Annotated in this window: 16 protein-coding genes; 6 read left to right on the top strand and 10 right to left on the bottom strand. The window is 54.1% G+C overall.

The annotated features are described in order from the left end of the window. Positions 1-49: 49 nt before the first annotated feature. The gene (locus GGR27_RS06330) at positions 50-763 is read left to right on the top strand and encodes an NUDIX hydrolase (protein WP_168036576.1); all 714 of its coding nucleotides are present in this window, start codon (positions 50-52) and stop codon (positions 761-763) included. A 101-nt stretch (positions 764-864) separates the two neighbouring features. Beyond that, entirely contained in the window at positions 865-1,356 is a 492-nt protein-coding gene (gene purE, locus GGR27_RS06335; RefSeq protein WP_168036577.1) for a 5-(carboxyamino)imidazole ribonucleotide mutase, read from the top strand. A gap of 66 nt (positions 1,357-1,422) precedes the next feature. On the opposite strand, the gene GGR27_RS06340 is transcribed toward purE, so the two are convergent. The 3 genes from GGR27_RS06340 to GGR27_RS06350 all read right to left on the bottom strand — a co-directional run bounded on the left by GGR27_RS06340 (position 1,423) and on the right by GGR27_RS06350 (position 6,945). After that, the gene (locus GGR27_RS06340; protein ID WP_168036578.1) at positions 1,423-3,729 is read right to left on the bottom strand and encodes a TonB-dependent receptor domain-containing protein; all 2,307 of its coding nucleotides are present in this window, start codon (positions 3,727-3,729) and stop codon (positions 1,423-1,425) included. A 278-nt stretch (positions 3,730-4,007) separates the two neighbouring features. Beyond that, positions 4,008-6,560, bottom strand: a complete 2,553-nt coding sequence (locus GGR27_RS06345) for an ankyrin repeat domain-containing protein (RefSeq protein WP_168036579.1) — start codon at positions 6,558-6,560, stop codon at positions 4,008-4,010. Next, positions 6,553-6,945, bottom strand: a complete 393-nt coding sequence (locus tag GGR27_RS06350; protein ID WP_168036580.1) for a BlaI/MecI/CopY family transcriptional regulator — start codon at positions 6,943-6,945, stop codon at positions 6,553-6,555. The genes GGR27_RS06345 and GGR27_RS06350 overlap by 8 nt, the downstream gene beginning before the upstream one ends. 329 nt (positions 6,946-7,274) lie before the next feature. Between GGR27_RS06350 and GGR27_RS06355 the strand changes: the two genes are divergently transcribed. Then, complete coding sequence (locus GGR27_RS06355; RefSeq protein WP_168036581.1) at positions 7,275-7,787, top strand: hypothetical protein; 513 nt, start codon at positions 7,275-7,277, stop codon at positions 7,785-7,787. Positions 7,788-7,909: 122 nt separating this feature from the next. Here the strand turns inward: GGR27_RS06355 and GGR27_RS06360 are convergent, their stop codons facing one another. Further along, positions 7,910-8,956: a hypothetical protein gene (locus GGR27_RS06360; protein WP_168036582.1), complete on the bottom strand. Its 1,047-nt coding sequence runs from the start codon at positions 8,954-8,956 to the stop codon at positions 7,910-7,912. A 285-nt stretch (positions 8,957-9,241) separates the two neighbouring features. Here GGR27_RS06360 and GGR27_RS06365 point away from each other — a divergent pair, with 285 nt between their 5' ends. Then, positions 9,242-10,525 (top strand): AAA family ATPase, encoded by a 1,284-nt coding sequence (locus GGR27_RS06365; RefSeq protein ID WP_168036583.1) that lies wholly within the window; start codon positions 9,242-9,244, stop codon positions 10,523-10,525. 87 nt (positions 10,526-10,612) lie between these two features. Further along, the gene (locus GGR27_RS06370; protein ID WP_320060348.1) at positions 10,613-11,185 is read left to right on the top strand and encodes an RloB family protein; all 573 of its coding nucleotides are present in this window, start codon (positions 10,613-10,615) and stop codon (positions 11,183-11,185) included. Positions 11,186-11,187: 2 nt separating this feature from the next. Here GGR27_RS06370 and GGR27_RS06375 read toward each other — a convergent pair whose 3' ends face one another. The 3 genes from GGR27_RS06375 to GGR27_RS06385 are packed head-to-tail and all read right to left on the bottom strand — an operon-like array spanning position 11,188 to position 17,249. Continuing rightward, positions 11,188-12,504 (bottom strand): restriction endonuclease subunit S, encoded by a 1,317-nt coding sequence (locus GGR27_RS06375; RefSeq protein ID WP_168036584.1) that lies wholly within the window; start codon positions 12,502-12,504, stop codon positions 11,188-11,190. After that, positions 12,504-14,135 (bottom strand): HsdM family class I SAM-dependent methyltransferase, encoded by a 1,632-nt coding sequence (locus tag GGR27_RS06380; RefSeq protein ID WP_168036585.1) that lies wholly within the window; start codon positions 14,133-14,135, stop codon positions 12,504-12,506. Before GGR27_RS06380 ends, GGR27_RS06375 begins: the two co-directional genes overlap by 1 nt. A gap of 15 nt (positions 14,136-14,150) precedes the next feature. Continuing rightward, entirely contained in the window at positions 14,151-17,249 is a 3,099-nt protein-coding gene (locus GGR27_RS06385; protein ID WP_168036586.1) for a type I restriction endonuclease subunit R, read from the bottom strand. A gap of 208 nt (positions 17,250-17,457) precedes the next feature. Between GGR27_RS06385 and GGR27_RS06390 the strand changes: the two genes are divergently transcribed. Then, positions 17,458-18,036 (top strand): YdbT family protein, encoded by a 579-nt coding sequence (locus GGR27_RS06390; RefSeq protein WP_168036587.1) that lies wholly within the window; start codon positions 17,458-17,460, stop codon positions 18,034-18,036. Between the two features lie 340 nt (positions 18,037-18,376). Here GGR27_RS06390 and GGR27_RS06395 read toward each other — a convergent pair whose 3' ends face one another. The 3 genes from GGR27_RS06395 to GGR27_RS06405 form a co-directional block, all read right to left on the bottom strand. Beyond that, positions 18,377-19,279, bottom strand: a complete 903-nt coding sequence (locus GGR27_RS06395; RefSeq protein ID WP_168036588.1) for an ABC transporter substrate-binding protein — start codon at positions 19,277-19,279, stop codon at positions 18,377-18,379. 165 nt (positions 19,280-19,444) lie between these two features. Beyond that, a complete protein-coding gene (locus GGR27_RS06400; protein WP_168036589.1) occupies positions 19,445-20,158 on the bottom strand; it encodes a LytR/AlgR family response regulator transcription factor in 714 nt (237 codons plus the stop codon). Beyond that, positions 20,155-21,204, bottom strand: a complete 1,050-nt coding sequence (locus GGR27_RS06405; RefSeq protein ID WP_168036590.1) for a sensor histidine kinase — start codon at positions 21,202-21,204, stop codon at positions 20,155-20,157. Before GGR27_RS06405 ends, GGR27_RS06400 begins: the two co-directional genes overlap by 4 nt. Positions 21,205-21,408: the final 204 nt, after the last annotated feature.

Consider the following 21,408-nt stretch of genomic DNA (forward strand, 5'->3'; position numbering starts at 1 on the left):
ATCAACAAAACCGCTCACCCTATCTTAGCGCAATACCTAACCTAAGCCCATGCCAACCTACAAATATCCCCGTCCATCCGTCACCGTCGACATCGTCGTCTTCGGTTACGACGGCGGAGCACAACTCAAGTTGCTCCTCATCAAACGGGGTAGTGAACCCTACAAAGGGAGCTGGGCTTTACCCGGCGGCTTCGTCGACATGGACGAGACGCTCGAAACGGCCGCCCTGCGCGAACTGGAAGAAGAAACCGGGGTCAAAGACCTCTACGTCGAACAACTCTACACCTACGGCGCCCCCGACCGCGACCCCCGTGGCCGCGTCATCTCCGTAGCCTACTTCTCGCTCGTTAACCTCCAGGACCACCCCGCCGTCGCCGCCTCCGACGCCACCAAAGCCGAGTGGTTCCCCACCAACGAATTGCCTGATCTGGCCTTCGACCACGCCGACATCATCGCCGCGGCCACCAAACGCCTCGCCGCCAAAGTCCGCTACCAACCCATCGGCTTTGAGTTGCTCCCCGAAGAATTTACGCTCGGCCAACTTCAGCACCTCTACGAGACGGTCCTCAACGTCGAAGCTTTCAACAAGCGTAATTTCCGTACCCGGATTTTGCGTACTGGTATTCTTGAGGAAGTTGGCCGCCAAAAGAACGTGGCTCACCGGCCGGCGGTGTTGTACCGCTTTAATGAGACGGCTTACAAGAAGCTGGCGGAAGAACGGGATGGGGCGGTTTTGCGGCGGGCTTTGGATTTTGAGATTTAAATCACTTTAATTGGCTGCGGCCACAGAAACACAGAAATACAAAAGGTACGCGGATACGGCTTTCCGTGATTTTGTGTTTTTGTGGCTAAACAGAAAAGTACATGGTATCAATAATAATGGGTTCCGATTCCGACTTACCGATCATGCGCCAAGCCGCCGAGGTCCTCACCGAATTCGGCATCGCCATCGAAGTCACCGTCGTCAGCGCCCACCGCACACCGGACCGCCTCTACGAATACGCCAAGAAAGCCGCCGGCCGGGGCGTGCAGGTAGTCATCGCCGGAGCGGGCGGGGCCGCGCACTTACCGGGCATGGTCGCTAGTCTGACGCCGCTGCCGGTGATTGGCGTACCGATCAAGTCCCGCAATAGTATCGACGGGTGGGATTCCGTGTTGTCCATTCTCCAAATGCCGGGCGGTATCCCCGTCGCCACGGTCGCGCTGGACGGCGCCAAAAACGCGGGCCTACTGGCCGCCAGAATCCTGGGCGCAACCGACGAAAACATCCGCAAAAAGATGGCGGACTACCAGGAAAACCTGCGCGCCCAAGTACAAGCAAAATACGAGCGCCTGGAAAAAGAAGGCTGGCAATAAACTAAAAATGGTTGTTCAGGCCAAAACGCCTACCGCCTACCCAACTACCGCCTACCAGCCTACCGCCTATTTCCCCCCAAACCGATACTGCACCGTAAACCGCCCCCGCCACCGAGACCAAGTCCCCGACCCCTCCACCCGAAAATCAGGCCGAACAACTTCATTCCGATAGCCACCCACGCTGCGCAAACCGCCCGTCACCGTGAAGCGCTCCCCGAGTTTACGGCTTAGCGCGCCGGTAAACGTCGGTCGGCTCAGCCAAAACGTTTGTACCGTCCGGTAGGGAGTCTGATAGCTAAAGCGACCGGTAAAATCCAGTTCACCGGGCAGAGTAGCTTCGATCCGTAAGCTAGCGTAGGCGACCGACTGCGACGTGCTTAAGTCTTCCCCCTCGTAAAAACCCGTCTGCTCGAAGGCAAACCCGTTGACGTCCAGTCCGAAATTCAAATCTTCCGTCGGACGGTAATTCAGACTGACGTCCATGCCCAGCCGGTACTCTTCGTCGAGGTTGACCGGCCCGTTGATGATCGTGCCCGTCTCCAAACCGAAGAGATTATCTTCGAGTCTTTCGTTGACGTAGAACTGAAAATCCCGCACCACTCCAGCGTAAACGGCGGCCGTGATCGACCACTTGTCCGTTTTGGTCAGCACGTTGACCTCCACCCGATCGCTAATGACGGGTAGTAAATTCGGGTTGCCGACCGTGTAACGGGTTGGATCAGCTACGGTAGGGAAGGGGTTAATTTGGTATTGACGCGGCCGCCAGATGCGCCGGCTAAAACTCAACTGCGCCTGCGTCGCCTCACTAAATTTGTAGCTCAGGTTGAGGGACGGAAACAGCCGGGGGTAGATGCGGAGGTAATCGTCTTCCGGACTACCCGGGTAGTTGACTTCCTGCTCGGTGTATTCGTAACGAAGACCCATCTGTACACCGATCCATTCGCCCTCGTAAGCATACTGCGCGTACGCTGCGCCGATTCTTTCGATGTACGATAATTCGTTGTTCAGTTCAGGGAGCACATCTACTTCATAATCAACTCCGATAAAGCGGCGATCCCCCCTGAAACCGAATTCGGCCGTTGCTTTGTCGCTGAAAGGATGTACGTAATCTCCTTGTAGGAGCAGGTTTCTACCCATCTCGTCGTTCCTTGTTTCGTAGCGGGTTATGTTTCTTTCGGTGGGGACGGTCTGGTCGGTGAGGACGGAGTTCATTTCTGTTTCGTTCAACGCGTTTTGCTGAAAGATCAACGTTAGTTTACGTCCCTCCTGGGCAAAATCTTTCGCCAGGGATGCTTCGAACTGGCCGTAGCGATAAGGCTCCCGGTAGCTAGCTGTTTGCTTCCACGTTTCCGTGGGCTGGCCGGTAGTATCTGTATACCGGTAGTCCACGAACTGGTCGTCGATATTATCGATGCTGTTATAACTGTAGCTGGCCGTTAGGGTGGCCCTTTCACTAAGCTGGTAGTCGAAGCCGAAGTAGGTATTCCAAACGTAGTCGTTTCGCTCCTCCCGACTATTTTGATCGAGCCGTGCGTAGCGGGCTTCTCCATCTTGCCGTCGGGTAAGTTCACTGCGGCGGAGGTAGTCGGTGTAGCGAAGGCCACCGGTTCCGTAGAGTTTCCATTTTCCCCGTCGGTAGTTTAGGTTGAGGTCGGCCCGGTAGTCGGCGGGGAAGCCGCCAGTGAGTCCGATCGTGCCGCCGTAACCCCGTTCGGGATCTTTTTTCAGGATGATGTTAATGATGCCCGCCGATCCGGAAGCCTCGTAGCGGCTGCTCGGGTTCGTGATGATCTCCACCCGTTCGATGGCTGCGGCGGAGAGGCTCGCCAGCCCCCCACTTTCCGCCAAGGCGCTTGGCCGGCCGTCGATTAGGATCTTGACCGAGCCGTCGCCCCGCAACGATATTTCACCATCGGCCGAGACCGTGATCGCCGGTAACTGGTCGAGCACTTCGGTCACGGTGCCGCCTCGGGCCAGAGCATCCTGACCGATATTGAATACTTTTTTGTCCAGTTGCAAGCTCACCGTTGTGCGTTCTGCGCGGACTTCGATGGTTTCGGTGGTAACCGCATCGGGCTCCAGAATTAAATCACCCAGTTTAGTCGGGCCGTTAATTATACGCCGTTCGGATAGTTTGCCGTAGCCCAAAAATTCGAAGATGAATTCGTACGTACCGGGCTCCAGGTTCAGGATAAAGCTGCCGTCCTCCCCGGTTACCGTCCCTTCCACCAGGTTGGTATCGGCGTACACGGAGGCGGTGGCGTAGGCGAGGGTTTCGCCGGTTTCGGTCAGCAGGCGGCCGGTGACGGGCACGGCGGTGGCCAGGAGGCTACCGGACAGGAGCAGCAGCCCCAGGATTAAGTGGGTTCTCATTAGTTGATGGGTTTTGGTTTGCGCCCGGGGCTTTGCCCGCTTGGCTTTTTTACGTACTTACTTTACTCCCGTCCCGACTTAGTCGGGACGCAAAATGGAAGTGGCGCTAAGGCAGGTAAAAGAGGGGAATTAGGAAATAAGAGGTAGTCAGTTTTTCTGCCACACAGAACACAAAGAGCACATAGCTCCGCCATAACCGCTTTAGGTAGCTCGATGACAATAACGGATTTGGCTTTGTGTCCTTTGTGAACTGTGTGGTAAAACTTGTTAGAGGCAGCCTAGCGCCGCAGCATCCGGGCAACTTCCTCATTACCGGCAGCCACCGCAACGTCCAGCGCCGTCTTGCCATCCGAATTCTTAATCGAAACATCCGCCCCAGAATCAAGTAACAACTTGACGGCAATCGCGTAACCCCGCTCGGCGGTGTCCATCAGCGGCGTCCAGTTCTTGATGATGTGGACGTCGAACTGACTTGGTTTCAAATCCGTCAAGAAAGTGATCTTTGATAGGTCGACTTTCTTGGTATTGATTCGGAAAGTGACACGGTCGCCACCCTCGTTTAGGTCCATGCCGGCTTTGATTTCGGCTATCAAGGGGTCGGCGCTGCTGCTGCGTACGGACCGTAAGACTTCCGGCGCGCTGGCGTAGTAATTAATGACTTGGTCTTTACCGTCGCGGAAAGGGTAGACCATACTGGTGATGTTCTGGTCCGCAAGAATGTTAGCGGTCTTGGCCATGCCCGCCCAAGACGGCCATTCGTCGGTGGACTGGTCAGAGGGGTAACCCTCATAGCTTTCGTAACCTCGGTAAGCCTTGGTACGGGAGTTGCTACTACCGTCCGCTTCACATTCACAGTTTTCCTCCATCGTTTCCGTGCTGGCCCCAGCGTTAAGGAGTTGCTCGGCCACGTCCGTATGGTCGTGGGAGACGGCCAGTTCGAGGGCGGATTTATTGTGGTGGTCCCGCAGGTTGATGTCTGCCCCGGCTTTGAGGAGCAGCGCCACGATTTCGAAGTTTCCCTTGTGGGCGGCGATGCCGAGGACGGGGTGGCCCTCCAGCAGTTGGTCGGGGTCGGCGCCCGCTTTGAGCAGGCGGGCAACGTCGGCGGCATTCTCCGCTTTGACGGCGGCGGCAAGGTCGTTGCTACTTACGTTCGCGCCGGCTTTACGCAGGATGTCGAGGCAAGTGGTGCAGTTTCGTTTGGCGGCTTCCCGGGCGGCCGTCCATCCGCCGGGGCTGGCGAAATCGGCTCGTGCGCCGCCTTTCAGCAGCAAGCTCATGCCCTTGGTGTAGCGGTCGCTGGTCGCCTTCATGAGGGGCGTCCAGCCGTTGGGGCCGGTCAGATCGGGGTTTGCGCCATTGCTCAGTAACAGTTCGATTATCTGGGTTCTTCTGCCGTTTACTGCCGTAAAGAGTGGTGAGTTCAGGTCTTTCGTCCGGGCGTTCACGTCGACACCCCGTTCGATGAATAATTTTACGGATTTGCTACGGCCTTCGCGGATGGCGAGGAGTAAGAGGTCTAATTCGGAGTCGTTAACCGTGCGTTCTGTTCCAATTGTGGGCGCGGTCGCCGGTGCTGGGTTGATTGGGTTAGGAGCCATAGCCAAGTTGGTAGGTAGCTCTGCGGCAATTTCGCTCAACTTATCGGTCGGTACCATACTGGCCGGAAGGGTTGGGGGCGTAACTTGTTTCTCGGTTTGTACCGCTTGAGCTGCGGATACCTGATTATTCATTCGGTCGATCCCCTCTAGTTGTGCCGGAAATAACGCCAGGTAACCGGCCACGCAAAGAATCAAACCGGTCATGATTCCTTCGTTGAATGTTGCTCCGGTAAAAGCGCCGCCGACCAACCGGTGAATGCGGGTTGCGAGGGTAGAGGAATTCCCCCCGCCGGCCGCCATGGCGAGGTTTGGGGCGACGAGCTGGCGCGCCTGTAACTCCACCAACGTTTTAGCGTAACCAACGCGTTTCCCGGTCGCGGCCACGGCGAGGTCGTCGCAGCAGTGCTCCCGTTCTTCCCCGATGCGGGCGTTCATCCACCAAACGCCGGGGTGGAAGAAGAATAGGGTGTTGATCAGGCTCTGGACGATGCCGACTACGTAGTCGTGGCGGCGCACGTGAGCGAGTTCGTGGGCGAGGATGGATACGATTTCCCTTTGGCGTAGCTCGGCCAGTAGCTCCGGTGGGAACAGAATGGCCGGTTTCAGCCAACCTACGGTGAGGGGCGAGTTGACCCGTTGCGAGATTAGGTAGCGGACGTGCCGCTTCACGCCGATCTTCTCTTCGAGTTCTTGAATGGTGGCCGCCCATTCCGCCGGGAAGCGACTGACGCCGTAGTGCCTTAGCCGTTGCACGTAAGCTAATTGCCCCAGGAAACGGAGTTGCATGATCAGCACGCCCAGTAGCCAGAGGGTAACGATAACGGGTAGGTGGGTGTCGAAGTAGGCCCGCATTTGTTGGCCAATTCCGGTACTCGTCGCTTCAGTCTGGACCTGGTCGGTTCGGAACTCGTAGGAGCCTGGCGTCGGCACTGCCGTTCCATTAATCTCTGCACCTGCGGCCTCGCCCACATCTGGTGCACCTTTCAGGGAAACTATTGTTGGACTGGTGCTAGCCGTATTATAGAGCTGGCTAAAAGTAACGCCCGCCGACACCAAAAAAGCCGTCAGCAAACCAATCGAAACCAAGTAGCGGGACCGGGGTGAAAACCGGCGCAACAACACCAATAACAAGCCGAGTAAAAGCGCGAACGCGGCACCCTGCCAGAGGGCGTGGATCAGCGTCCAGCCGAGCGCGTGGGTGAGTTGGGGTGGGAAAATTTGCTCAATCATCGTCCTCGGTGTCTAATTGGTTAAGAAAAGTGCGGAGCTCCGCGATCTCCTGCTTGCTGGCCCGGCCGTTGCCGAGCGCCCGCATGACGAGGCCCTTGGTGGAGCCGCCGAACGTGCGGTCGAGAAAGCCGTCGAGTAGGTTTTCCTGAATGGCGTGTTTCTCGACGGCCGCGGTATAAACGTGCTTGCGGCCCGCGCTTTCCCGCGTCAGCAAACCCCGGTCGAAGGCGATTTGCATCGTCTTCAGCACGGTAGTGTAGACAACGGGCTTGTCGCCGTCGAGCGCCTCGTGAATCTCCCGGACACTCAGCGGGCCGCGCGCCCAGAGTTGTTGAAGGATGACGAGCTCGGCGGCGGTGGGTTGAAAATTGGGCGGTGATGCCATCTGGTACGAATTGATTCGTAGTAAAAGTACGGAACGTTTCGTAGTTGCGCAAGTGATCTACGAAGTATTTCGTAATTGGTGTTTGTTTATGTGTTTGATAAATACATTATTAAACTACTGCATCCCAAGTGAATGGCAATTTCCTGTACCTTAAGTACTTGATAAATTTATTATCACTTCTTTCTTGCTCCGACGGCTATCATGTCCCCCCTCTACCTTCGGACGCGTCGACCCCGTCGTAAGCCCGGGGGAGAGGGTTACAAAATACACGTTTAACATTGGTCAAGTACCTTGGCTCAACCCCTACCATCATCAACTACTGACGCCGCATGCCACACCAATCCGTCCTAATTTACTGCCTACTACTGAGCGTATTCGCCGCGTGCGGCAACCCAACCGGCGTCAATGCACCACCGACCGCAACGGTAGCGGCCAATCAGGAAGCCACCAAAGCCGCCATCCTCAAAGTACTCAACGACGAAACCATCGCCGCCTTCAACCGCGACTACGCCGGCTGGCAAGAAAAATGGGTACACGAACCCTACGTCGCCAAAACCTACATGAACTTCGCCGACAGCAGCCTGACCGAAACCCTGGGCTGGGCTGCGGTGGATGCTTTCGTAGTGGACTACTTCGCCGCCCACCCCGAACCCGATCCGCTACCCACGCCGCTTACGGACATCGACGTACGTCTGTACGGCACCGGTGCCTGGGTCAGCTACGCGCAGAACGACCCCGCCCGTGGCCGCAAGCGCGAAACCCGGTTGCTGGAGTTGGTGGAGGGCGAGTGGAAAATTGCCGGGATGCAGACGGTTATTTACGGAGAGGGCAGTACCGAGTAACGGGGAGCGAACGTAAAGGCGAACATGGATTGAGATTCTTCTCCATTCAGGTTGCTTGGGTAGGAAAGGATTGATTTCTAACTTGAAACTTCATCAGCAGCGACTCTTTTCGTTCCTCCACATCACCGCCGAATAACCCACCTGATACCGGCGCTCAGGCCGAAGTAGCCCGTCCCGGAAAGCTCTCCCGTCAGGTAGCGAAAGCTGGGTCCGAACTCAAGGGCGAAGTCTTCGCGCAGGAAATACTGCCCGCCGCCGGCCAGGCCGAGCGCCAGGTTAAAGCGACTGCCTCCGTCGATGATACCCGAAGTAGTGAAGCTACCGGACGCCGTGCTGAAGCCGGCACCAACCGAGGTCTCCCCGAAAAAACGCAGCCGGCTTACCTTCCCGAAAAAGCGGCGCAGGCGGACGTCCGCCGCTAAATTGAAACTGGATAGTAGTCTGTTGCTCCTGTCCCCGATCCGACCGTACCCCAGCAGCACGCCCGCCCCGATGGCCGTGCGTTCGTTCAAAAACCGGTAGGCGGAAGGGAGCACGGTAACCGACGTTCCGAGCCGCTGAAAGTTTGCGAGGAATAAATTAGTCCCCAGTAGGTAATCGCCCTTCACGTAGCCGCGCGGGACAAAAGCTTCGGCCCGGGGGCGGAGGTTAAACTCGAAGCGCGTACCCAGCGATACCCCGTTCGAAAAATTACCGACGTTGTAAGCCAGTACGGGGGCGAATAGAACGTTATCCGTAAGCGACAACTGGTAGCCCACTTCCAGGCCGGCACCCAGTTGGTTGTCGCTACGAGAGGTAAAACTGTAGTCCAGCGCAAGGCCGACGAATAGATCAGCACCGGGGGTATCGGTCACATAGTACCGCACGTTAGGAGATAACTGGAGAAAATCAGCGTTAAAACCTTCCCCAAAGCCGGAGAAATATGAAGTCTCCATGCCCACTAAAAACCGGTTCGTTAACGCGTACCGGGCGCTAACGGAAAAGCCCAGGGTGGTTTCTTCGAGCTCCGTAAAGATGGTCCCGTTCAAGTTCGTGCTCGCGATAGTAGTTTCGAAATTGGCTACGTTGCTTACGTCCGTGTCGTAGGAAAGTAGCCAGTCGCCTTTTTCGATTTGTGCGGAGAGGGATAGGGTGGTGATTAGGGTGATGAGCAGGGTAATGTGCCGCATGGATTGGTGTTTTTTGTAGTTAAAGGTGTTTGAGTGGGGCCGTTTGCTTACGGCGTGGGTTTGGGAGGTGAAAATAGCGACTAGTACCGGTTTTCTGTGTGCCCCAGACGTTAAGGCAGCCGTAAATTCTGGCGCGGCCGCGGGTGCGGGGGAGGTAGAAACGCCTTATTGACTTGTAGTACTTTGGGTGTAGACACTCAATACGGCTTCGGGGTAGCTCCGTGCTTAGGTAACCATCGAGGCGAATCGCAAACAAACCTTATCCCACCAAAAAACCTTATACTTGTGAAAATTTCACAAACCATGGTGCTCAGTTTCAGTGTCGGCAACTTTCGCTCCTTCCGTGAAGTACAGACCTTCAACATGATGGCAACCGATAAGAAGCCGCGTTTTGAGTTTCAAAACGACAACCTCATCCCGGTAACGGATAAGATAGCGGGGCTAAAAGTTAACGTGGCTTACGGAGCGAACGGTAGTGGAAAGAGTAACCTGATACAGGCATTTATCGAGTTTATACACATCTGCAAAAAATCTTTAGTTGGTCCCTCCGCACTCCAGGGCCTCGTTCCTTTTCTTTTAGCGGACGACTCCCCGAAGCAACCCACTTTTTTCGAGATCGTGGTAGCGGCGGAAGGTATAATTTACCGCTACGGATTTGAAGCCGACACCAAGCGATTTCACTCAGAATGGCTCTACGTGGAAGAGAATGGTCACGAAGAAATGTACTTCGATCGATCTAAAGAGGGCGTTAATATCAACGATCGATCCTTTAGCGAAGGGCGGAAAATTATGAGTAGTCTCGATCCCGAAGTAAGCACGTTGGATGATGACAAATTACTGCTTAGCTTAGGCATCTTGCAGAAAAGTAAGACGCTACTTCGTCTGCAAGCAGCACTAGAAAAGATCATTATGGTCGAAAACGAACTCGGAGATCATTTGCACGGACTCGCCATGGAAATGCTAAGGGATCAGGACGTTCGTCAGAAGACTGCTAAGCTGCTAAACAACCTTAGCGTCGACGTTGACTACATTCTGCATACGGGAGTTGCCGAAGATCAGGAATTCATCAAAGATTCCGGGGCAGCAATAGATAGCCTTAATGACAAAATTATCTTCGGCCACATTATGGGTAAAAACCCCGATGGAAAAGATAAAGTGTCCGCCTGGCTAATGGAAAGCCTAGAGTCCGCCGGCACCCAAAGGCTAACACTTCTGGCTCCCTACCTACTAGCGACCGTTGCTAAAGGCTACACCCTCATCATCGACGAATTCGAATCCCGCCTCCACACCAACCTCTCCCGCGCCATCATCGAGATGTTCATCGAGCCGGACAGTAACCCCAATAACGGCCAACTAATCGTGGCTACCCACGACACGAACCTGCTCAGCGCTAACCTGCTCCGGCGCGACCAAATTACCTTCTTGCAAAAAAAGGAGGATAAATCCACGGAAATCTTTCGCCTATCCGACATCAAAGGCGTACGCAGCGACCGTAGCCACGAGAAGGACTACCTGACGGGCCGCTACGAAGCCATCCCCAACATCGACCGCCTAATCTTCACGGAATAATGCCCAGAAACCCCAAAGCCTTCCGGCCGGTCGGCGAAGGGTCGGAAAACCGTCGAACGCAACCCGGTCGGTAAGATCTTCTACGTAATCGGTGAAGGAGAAAACACGGAGAAGTACTACTTCGAATCCTTTAGCCGAAAAGGCCAAGTACAAGTTAAATACCAGCATTACCGGCGCAGCAACCGCCAGTTGATCGAAAAAGCCATCGCCAATACGAGGGGCAAAAACTATTCCGCCGTCTGGGTAGTCATCGACCTCGATCTGAACCCGGCTATGGCGGAAGCTGAACAGTACCGGCAACTAACGGAAGACTTGGCTTACGCAGAAAGGAACAAGATCAATGTCGCCTATTCCGCGGATGCCTTTGAACTGTGGTTCCGACTTCACTACGAAAACGTCACCGGCTTTCTCGGCCGCGAACAACTCTACGAGGATTTGAGCCAGCGCTGGACCGTTAATTACGATCCTGACGGCAAAGCACAAGCGTTTGCGCAGTCAATCCCACAACTGATCTCGGAGGACGATGCCGCTAACCAAGAGAATGCAATCGCGTGCGCTAAAAATCAGCACCAAGCAGTACAACACCTTCCGCTCAGCGAGCAAGGTGCCGTAACTACCGTTTACCAGTTGGTTGCCGCGCTGCTGGAATCTGCCCGGTGACGTTACTGGGTATCGCCCACCGTCACCTCACCGCTCATCAGGAGGGGGAGGAGCCAGTCGCGGAGGTTGGCTAGTTGGGTGTTTTCTTTCAAGTTTAATTGCTTCTTAGCATCAAATTCATTTAGTAAATGGTAAAATTTTAACACAACATCTCTAGGTGGTAATGCAACTCGAATGGAAGCCATTGCCGAATCAAAAAGTAAATTCTTGATTCCGCTTGTCTTGCCTTCGAAATTAAAAAAAACTCCCTGATCGTACGCCTTTTTCCAGTGCATTACAAAGTAGTAGAAATATGCAGAATCCTTTAATGTAAGTGCTTTGCAAAAGTTAGAACAAATCAACGGTTTGTTAAACCGATTAAGAGCATACTCACTCACATATCCTAGACGTCCCGTTGATTGCGTTGGACTCCCTCCCGAAATTTCAACAATGAGATCATGCGCTGATAAGATTTTATGACTGTTCTTTTCAAGAATAAATCTATCAGGAGGACTGAGGTCGGCAATTCCAGAAAGGCCATCCAAATCTGTGCCACGCAGGCAGGTCACGTGCTTAACGTAATTACCTGTTTTAGCCTCCTTGCCCCAATCACCCCCTTTGTATTCTGCAATCAACTCACTGAACGTGTTCACTTCCCACTTAACCGGAATATCCCGCCCCAACCCCGCATCAAACCGCATCGCCCCACCCGAACTCCGGTAAGGCCGCCCCGCCGCATCCGGAAAATCAAACTGCAAAAACCAGTAGTCGTAGATCGTGCGGGCTAGGTTTTCTAGCTCGGTGTTGATGCGGTTGTTTAGGTCTATTTTGGCGTCTATATCTGAAAGTACGTTTGCAATTCTACATTGTTCTTCCATTAATGGAAGTGAGAGCTTGAATTTAGGGAAATCTGAAATTGGAATTCTTTTGACCGTTGCGCCTACGATAACGTTCTGCTCCATCGTTTGACGCCACTCCGAACTAAGGAAGTAGTAAAGTAAAAATTGAGGTAATACTTGCCGTTTGTCTAACCGTAGCAAAGCCATTCTTCTACCTAGGCAACATCTAAGGTTATGTGGCAGCAATCCGTATCTGTGAAGACTAGCTTCATAAATAAAAACTACATCGTTTTCTTGAGGTAAAACGCGTTTGGTCCAGCGACTAAAATCTTTCTCTGCTATATGCTTGATTTGGCTGAGATCCAGTCTTCCATCTTCATTTAGATTTTTTACTCCTAAGAAAACAGGGCCAGTTTCAGAAGGTGAAGGAGTTGCATGAGGTCCATCAAATAATCCTTCAATTATATCCTTAATCTTATACTCTTTCCAATTCTTTCTCATCAAGCTTGATTCAACTTTAGGCGGCTCATATTTTCTAATATTGCGGACTTCACGTCCGTAGACTCTTGAAATAACGTAGTAAGTGCCTGATTATAACCTTCAATTTTCTCCGCAAACTCCCCAGCAGTAATCTCCGAATACTCAATCTTAACCTCAAAATACTGCCCCGCCGAAAAGCTGTAATTCTTCTTCTTCAGCTCCTCATAAGTAACCGCCACGGTAAAGTCCTCCACCGCCTCCCGCGCGTTGAACGTCTCCGTAATCCGGTCCTCTTCTTTCATCGAAAGCACCGTTTTCTGGTTCTTCCCCTCCTTAACTTTCGTACCCAAATTAGAAGCATCCATCAGCAGCACCTTACCGTCGTTCGCCCGGTCCAGAAACAGGATGGATACGTTGGTGCCGGTCGTCGCAAAGATGTTGGACGGCATCGACACCACGCCGCTCACCATCTTACTCTCCACCAGCTTCTTGCGGATCTTCTTATCCGCACCACCCTGCGCGGTCAGGAAACCGGTGGGTAGTACGATGGCCGCGCGACCATTCTCTTTCAGTACGTGCATAATGTGCTGCACGAACAGCGGGTAGATCGCCATACCGTCTTTCTTCTTCTTCGGCACGTTCGGCAAACCGGCAAAAAACCGCTCGTTGTTCTCCGGCACGTCCAGATCCTCCACGAAATCACTGAAGTCGAGTTTGAACGGTGGGTTGGCCACTACGTAGTCGTATTTCAGTAAACTCCGGTCGGCCGCCCGGTGGGCCGGCGACAGAATGGTATTACCCTGGACCACGTTGGGGATCGATGCCACCAGGTTGTTCAGGATCAGGTTGAGCCGCAGTAGGCTACTCGATTTCTGGCTGATGTCCTGGCTGTAAATAGTACAGCGTTCTTCGCCCACGGCGTGCGCGAGGTTCATCAGCAGCGTACCGGAGCCCGCGCTGGGGTCGTAGCAGCGGATGTTGTCGCGCTCCTCCGTCACCAGGATCGCGGCCATGATCCGGGCCACCGCGTGGGGCGTGTAGTACTCGGCGTACTTGCCGCCGCCGTCCTTATTGTAGTCACTGATGAGGTACTCGAAGATGGTCGCGAAAAAGTCGTACTTCTCCGCAAAGATCGGCTCGAAACTAAAGGTCACCAGTTGGTTGATGATCGCGCGGCAAAAAGCATTGCGCTTACTCGGGTCGGCAATGAATAGGCTCAGCCGGTCGAACAGCGTGATCTTCGTGCCGCCGTCGGTCTGTACCGAAAAGATGTCGGCGTTCAAAATGGCGATGTCGATCAGCGTTTCGTCAAACCGCTGGGCGAAGTCGTTATCGTTCTGGTGGCCGAACAGGCTACGGATCAGGTGGTGGCGTTCCAGTCTGGCCGTGTTCTCCAGTAGTTGCAAGTGCAGCATTTCTACGTCGTCGTCGGAGTAGGTCGCCAGTTTCTCTTCCCAGTGCGGCGCTTTGCGCAGCAGCACGTCGAGTTGCTGCATCTCGTGGGCGAACTTATCGTTCATGAATTTATACAAAAACGCCTGGGTGATGATCTTGAACTCGTTGCCATCGTTACCCAGGCCGTAGGTGGCACAGGTCTTTTTCAGGCCGTCGATCAGTTCCTTGGTTTTCGTCTCGAATTGGCTGGTTGTCATGTACAGTAAGCTTCTTTATAATCCCCGAAATTCTCGCACGTACTCCCCGACAATAAGTTGGTTGATGTACGTCACGTCCTTCGGTCCCAAAGGTAATTTTTGTCGCGTTCTAAACTCGGATATGACCGACCTAATCAGCGACCGCTCGAAGAAGGCTTCGTTGGTCAGCACGTCCTGATTCTTCAGTACGCGGTCGTCCGCCTTGTCTTTTATACAAGTGACCGAGTCGAACAGCAGGCGGTCGCTGAGGCTGATGCTGTCCTTTTCGCGGAGCCGCTTGTGCACGCGCGCCGCTTTCTCATCGCCCCCGTACCTACTTTTCAGCTGGCGATTTTTTCGATTGAGTTCGCGCACTTTATCGCGCAGGGCGACGAGCGCCTGGTTGTTGGCGATCATGTCTTCCTGGCCGGTTTCGTCGAGTTGTTTGCCGCGGAATAGGCGTTCGAGTTCTTCGTAGAGTGATACGTATTCGGGGTCGCGCTTGTCGAAGTTGTCGGCCAGGGCCTCGCGGGTTTGGCGCAGATTACCCTTCAGCTCGTCGGCCAGGCGGAGTTCATTTTCTCCCACTTTGGTGAACAGGAACACGATGTCTTCCAGGGCCATGTTCAACAGGCTACTGTTGTCGCTCGCGTTGTCGAGTGCGTCGCGTTCGCGGAGCAGGGCCAGTCGGTTGTTGGCTTCGCGCGACAGGACGGCGATCATTTTGAAATCAAGCTTATCCATCATCTCTCTCTGCCCCTTCAGGCGGATGAGGTTGTACAGCTCCCGCGCACCGGTGAGCTGTTTGGTGATGCCGCGCATCGTTTCTAGGTCGGTGATCTCGCTCAACTGGCGGCTAAAAGCTTCGGGGTTTTCGGTATCGTAGGCAAACAAAAAGTCTTTGATTTCCTCGATCTCGGCGTTGATTTCTTCCTCGGTTTTGAACAGCTTCGAGTAGTGCTCCATCTCATCGCCCAGCTCGGCCTGCAACTCGTTGAAGTAATCGCGGTTGGTGGCGGCGAATTCACTGCTGATGTCGGCAAAGTCCACCACGTAGCCATAGCGGGCATCTTTGTACGTTCGGTTCACGCGCGTCAGGGCCTGCAGCAGGTTGTGCCGGCGGATGATCCGCGTGAGGTACAGCTTTTTCAGGCGCTTGGCGTCGAAGCCGGTCAGCAACATATTGTACACGAACAGGTAGTCGATCTTGCCGTCTTTGAAGTCGTCGACCCAGTCCTTGCGGTCCTGTTTGCTTCCGTTGTCGTGCAGGATCAGGGCGGCTTTGCTGGGTACCTGCTGCACGTAGGGCTGGTGTGGTATTTCACCAGTTATCATTTCCGCGTTTTTCGTTTGCGCGGTCGCGGGTGCCGGGTTGTTGGGAAGAGCGGGGGAGGAAGGGCTAATTTCCAGCTCCCGAAACTGCCGATATAACTCCCGGGCCTGTTCGGAGCTATCGCAGACTACCATCGCCCCCACGTCGGCGTGCAGCGGACCGGCCGCGCTCCGGCTCTCCGCAAAGTCTTCGGTGATGTAGCGCAGCATCGGGGCCACGAATTTCTCGTGGGCGTAGATCTCTTTTTTACTGAACGTCCCCTTCAGTAATTCGACTTCCTTCAGGGCCGCTTCCATCGCCATCTTATAGCGGGTCGAGATTTCTTCCCGGATCAGCCGCAACGTGTAGCCGTCGGCGATGGAGGCGTTGTAATAGTACTTGTGGAAGTAGTCACCGAATAAGTCTTTGCTGTCGTAGTCGGTACTCAGCAGCGGCGTGCCGGTCAGCCCGATCTTGATGGCGCCGGGGTCGGAGCGTTCCAGGTTGGCCAGGAAGCTACCCCTGGGGTTGTAGCTCCGGTGCACTTCGTCGAGGAAGTAGACGCGTTGGATGTCGATGGCGTAGTCGGTCGCCGCCGTTGCCGTGGAGTCGTCGCTGAATTTCTGGATGTTCACCACCGTGATCTCGGCCTGGCCGCCGGCGTTGTGGGTGGCGGTCTGCTTTTTGATGTCCGCCAGGAAATCCTTGCGCGAGTTAACGTGGTGGACGGTCAGCCCCCGCGCTCCGAACTCTTTGGAGGCCTGGGTTAGTAAATCCAGCCGGTCCACGATGAAGTAGAACTTCGGGATGGTCCCGACTTTACGGAAGTGCTCCGTGAGGTACTTCACGTTGTAGTAGGCCAGGGCCGTTTTGCCGCTGCCCTGGGTGTGCCAGACGATGCCTTTTTTCACGCCTGCGGTTAGCTTTTTCCCGATGGCCCGGGTGGCAAATAGCTGGGGATAGCGCATCACGTGTTTTTGCAGTCCGCTACTTTCCCGCACGTAGGCGAAGGCGTATTTCAGGAGGAACTCCAGGCGGTCGCGGCTCAGCAGGGAAGTGAGGATACGGTTGGTCGGCGTGCCGGGCGCTTTACTCAGCAGGAAATCGGGTGAGTGTTTGAGCGTCTGGTAGTTGACGTCCTTCAGTACTTGGTTCTCCAGTTCGTCGCTTGGTTCCGGCCCCACCATCCAGTCGGTGTCTTCCTCCTCGCGGAAGTAATTAAAGACGGGTTTCCCGTAGGCCGGCGCGGCGTAGAAAGCCCCCTGCAATATGGCCGACGTGCTGTCGTCGTATTCCATATTATTGCTGAAGATCATTAGCTGGGTCAGGTTCATAAACTTGCGGAAGGCCGGCAGACTGGCGCGAGTCTTCATCCGATCCTGCTCGGCGTGCAGGCCCCGGATGTTGTTGGGCTTTTTGACCTCTACGAAAGCCAGCGGCATCCCGTTCACGAGGCAAATGATGTCGGGCCGGAACTCCTCGTCGCCGTGCTTGTACGGTAGCTCGGTCACCACGTGGAAACTGTTGTTGCCGAAGTGCTCCAGGTCGAGGAGTCGGAAGCTAGTTTGGTCCGTTAGTTGCTTAAAAAAGGCTTCCCCCAGGTCGTGATTGCCCAGATTGAGTAAGACATCCTGATAAGCCCGGTCTACGTCCGCCGGGGTGGATCCCGGATTGATGCGCAACAAGCTTTCGCGGAATTGGGCCAAAAAAATATTGCTCTCTTCCTCCCACTGCACCCGCGACAGCGCCAAATACGTATAGCCCAGGCGACACAAATGCAGGATGGCGGGAATCTTTACGCGGGTGTCTTCATTAAAATTCATAGCGGGGGATAACCAAGTCGCTACCGTGAAAAAGCACGGTGCGCGGCCAATATCGGTAAAGTCTTTGTGTACACCAAATTGCCGGGTGCGTAAAGCGTTACGTGAAGCCTGGGGGTAGATTTCTCGCTGCTGACAACCCGGTGAACGGTAACAATTATTTACAAAGGTCTTTGTTCCGATATCTTTGTCTCGTTCGTACTTTTGGTTCATGAATGCTCCCGCAATTTGCGTTTCCAGAAAGCACTGGGCGACGTACACACCTTGGATATTTATCAGCCCCGTTGCATTTTTGTTTTTGTTAGGATCAATTGGCTCCACTACCTATAAAACGTTAGTTCTTACGATCGGGCTAACAATCTTGGCGGGGATAGTAAATAAAATTCTGTCACAGCGGGCGGTAAAGTGGTCGCTCTTTGACGATAAGTTGGTGGTGGAGTCCGGGTACCTTCCCTGGACAAAATCTTACTGGACCTTCCCAATCGAAACGATCTATGAATCTTTTTACGAATCTGGATTTTTACATAAATTATTGGGTTTCGGAACACTCGTCATTCGTCGGACCGAGGGTAGCACGACCAGCATCGAGTCGCGCGTAATGACCAATGCTTCCTCAATGGCTAGTGATATAAATTATCTCGTGAAAGAATTTAGGGGTCGGCAGAATTCTTCCAGTAACACAAATAGTGGGTCGGTAGCCGATGAGCTACTAAAACTGGGTGAATTACTGAAGCAGGGGTTGATTACGGAGCAGGAATTTAACCTGGAAAAAAGGCGTGTTCTGGGGTGAGGTGGATAATCAACTAATCGAGAATCAAACCAAACTCTTCTGGACCTCGTCATTTTCCTCCACGTCTTCACAAATTTCTACTGGATGGTGTTCGACGTGGCCAACAACGCGGCCGCTAGCGTTTAGGCGAACGTTTTTCGGGTGGTGACACTGATCCTTGCTACCAATCGGACGGTCTGGCGGGATAAGCGGGTCCCGATTAAGTCAGGGCTGGTGTAGGGTTTAGGGGAAGAAGCTGACCCATTCACTGAAGACCTAATCCTCTTCAAACACTACCGGCCCAGGATCCATCTACTTCTGCCGTCCCGACCTAATTAGAATGGGTGCTGAGAAAGAGATCTCAAAGCAGTGCGTTAGTCACAATCGCCGAAACCGCCGGTGCATCCCGTTCCAGCCCCTGTTCCTTCAGCCAGGTAAGAAAAGCGGCGACGTTTTGCTCGTTCATACGGCCCCAAGTGCTGTCGTCCCCGAAACTTCCCGCCGTAAGGGCCAGCGATTTTTGCAGGTCGATATTCTGGTCCCGCTCGGGGACGAAACGACCGAGGATGTCGGCGGCCTCCCGTTGGTGGTCCGCGGCGTAGCGGTAACCGCGTTTGGTGGCGGCAAGAAAATCAGTGTAAGCGGATCTTTTTTCCTCCAATAAAGCTTCGTTAGCGGCAATTACCGGCGAGTAGGAGTAGGGAATACCGTAGTCCGCCATCTTGAAATACTGGAGATCCGCTTCCTCGCCCGCCTGTACGGCTTCCCAGTTGAGGAATACCCAGGTAGCGTCAAACTCACCGCTCAGGAGCGTATTCCAGATACCCAGCTTAGCGGGGTAGTCGGTCGTCAACTCCCCGCTACCACCATCGTTACGAATCATTTGCTTCACGATCCCGTCCTCATAGCGAGCCTGGTAAGAAGCGTAACGTTTCCCATCGAGATCAGCCGGCCGGGCGATGCCGCTGTCCCGGCGGCAGGCGATGGCGCTCAGGTCGTCCTGCAGCACGGCCGCCACGGCAATCAGCGGGAAGGGATTCTTCTTCGTGCGGTAACTGATGATGCTCTCGATGGGGCAAAGGGCAAAGTCCGCCCGCCCGAGCTCGACTTTTTTTGCGGGCGTCGTCGCGTAATTGTCCTGGGAAGGGTCCTGAATATTCACATCCAGGCTCGCCTCCGCGTAAAAGCCTTTTTCGCGGGCGATAAAGAAACCGATGTGGTTGGTGTTGGGCGTCCAGTCGAGGGCTAGGGTTAGTTGTTGCATATTCAGGGGCTGAGATTGAGTTAAAGGTATGTCAAAGCTTTTGTTTGGATTGTTTTGCAGCCAATCGTCTTCCCTGCTTCAGCTCCTTACCCTAAGGGTGGAGATCAAGTATGGCTACCGTGCTCTAAGGTGCGTGCGATTATTCGGAAACGATACTTCCCTAGCTTACGAGTGCCCCTCCACCAAGCGCCAAAACTCATCGTGGTAGGTTTGGCTGACGGGCAGGTACACCCCGTCGAGCACCACCCGGTTGCGTTCTATAAACTCGATCTTATCCATGGCGATCACGTGGGAACGGTGGATGCGGCAAAACCGGGGAGGGTGCAGCCGGTTAGCAAAAGAACCGAGGTTTTCGAGGGTAAGCAATTTTTTACCGCCCGCCAGGTGGAGGGTTACGTAGTCTCCGTTACCGGAGAGGTACCGAATATCGTCCAAGTTTACCCGTTGGTGCTGGTGACCGGATTTTATGAACAGGTAAGCATTAGCCAGCGATGCTTCGGTAACTCCCTGGCTGACCGGCCCGGCGACTACTTTTTGCACGGCCCGCCCAAACCGTTCGTAACTAATGGGTTTCAGCAGGTAATCGACAACGTTTAAATTGTACCCCTCCAGGGCATATTCGTCAAAGGCGGTGGTGAAAACGATGGGTACGGTATCCCCCACGATCTGTGCGAATTGCAAACCGTCGAGTTGCTCCATCTGAATGTCCAAAAAAATAAGGTTCACCCGCCCCTCCCGCAGAAAGTGCAAAGCTTCGATCGGGTTTTCGTAAGCACCGGCGAGGGTTAGCCCTGCCAACTGCTCTACGTAAGCGGTAAGGAGTTGGCGGGCGAGTGGCTCATCATCAACAATCAAGCAGTGAAGTAGGTCGGGCATCATTTCGCACTTAAGGTAAGTCGAATGGAGAAATCGTTCTCGCCATCCTCCACGTCGAGTGTATGGCGGCCGGGGTAAAGGAGGTTGAGTCGCTGGCGGACATTAAAAATACCAATGCCGCCCACCTGATCGATGCTGGTTTTACGCGTTGACTTCCGGTTAACCACGGTGAACACGAGGGCGGAGTGATCATCTTCGTGTAATTCAACCTTAATCGGCGCGGTACCACGCGACCCGTCACCGTGCTTAAACGCATTCTCGACAAAGGGAACGAACAGCATTGGGGGTACGTACCATTCCTCGTGGAAAACGCCCGCGCTGATACTGGCTCTCCGATCAACTGACAGGCGCATGTTTTCGAGCTCGATAAAATCTACCAGGTAATCGATCTCGCGCGCCAGGGGAACAAGGTCCTTTTTTTCGTACAAGCTGTACCGCATCAGGTCAGAAAGCCGCTCAATTGTTTTTAGGGCCTGGCCCGAACCGGCCTGGACCTGCGCATAGACGCTGTTGAGCGTATTAAACAGAAAGTGAGGGTTCACCTGAGACCGGAGAAATTTCAATGCTGCCGTCCGTTTCTCTAACTCCGCGCGCTGGGCCCGGTCGCGGTTGAAACCCGACAGCCGGGCAAAGTAAAAGATCATCCCAACGCTGGTGTAAATAACGGCAAAGTATAGGTTGTCGAAAATATAGTAGCGGACGGTGGTAGCGGGGTTGTAATTTCCCCTACCGGTGACCCAGCGGAGGAGGCCTTCCTCCAGAAAAGCCCGGAAGAAAACACACACGAAAACACCCGCCAGGATCGCCACGAGCAGTTGCCACCAGGGCCGTTTTCGCTGAAAGCAGTAAAGGATCGAATACGCGGAAAGGGAATAGGAGAAAAAGGCTAGACAACCCGTAACGGTCAGTACTAGACTGGGCCACGTGACCAAATCACTAAGCTCTTCCACTGGGGTGGGAGACAACATTACCCTTCGTACCGGCCCCCGCAGAACGTAAACCAACAGGAACCAGGCAAACAGTTCGCAGGGGCGGAAGGGAAGTTTCATGCCTCAAGACTAAGAATTACGGGAGAGAAAACCGACCCGGAGCTACAATTATCGGCGGGTAATCGGTAGATGTCGGGTTTTGATCGGTGAATGAGGCGGATGAAAAATGGTGGCTCCACCGACGGACTACCGTATTCTAGCGATTTGAATTGCGTCACTCCGTCAGCATCCCGTCTTTTGAAGTATTCATTAACCCCGTAACGA

Source organism: Neolewinella antarctica (assembly GCF_011927835.1).
Lineage (GTDB): Bacteria > Bacteroidota > Bacteroidia > Chitinophagales > Saprospiraceae > Neolewinella > Neolewinella antarctica.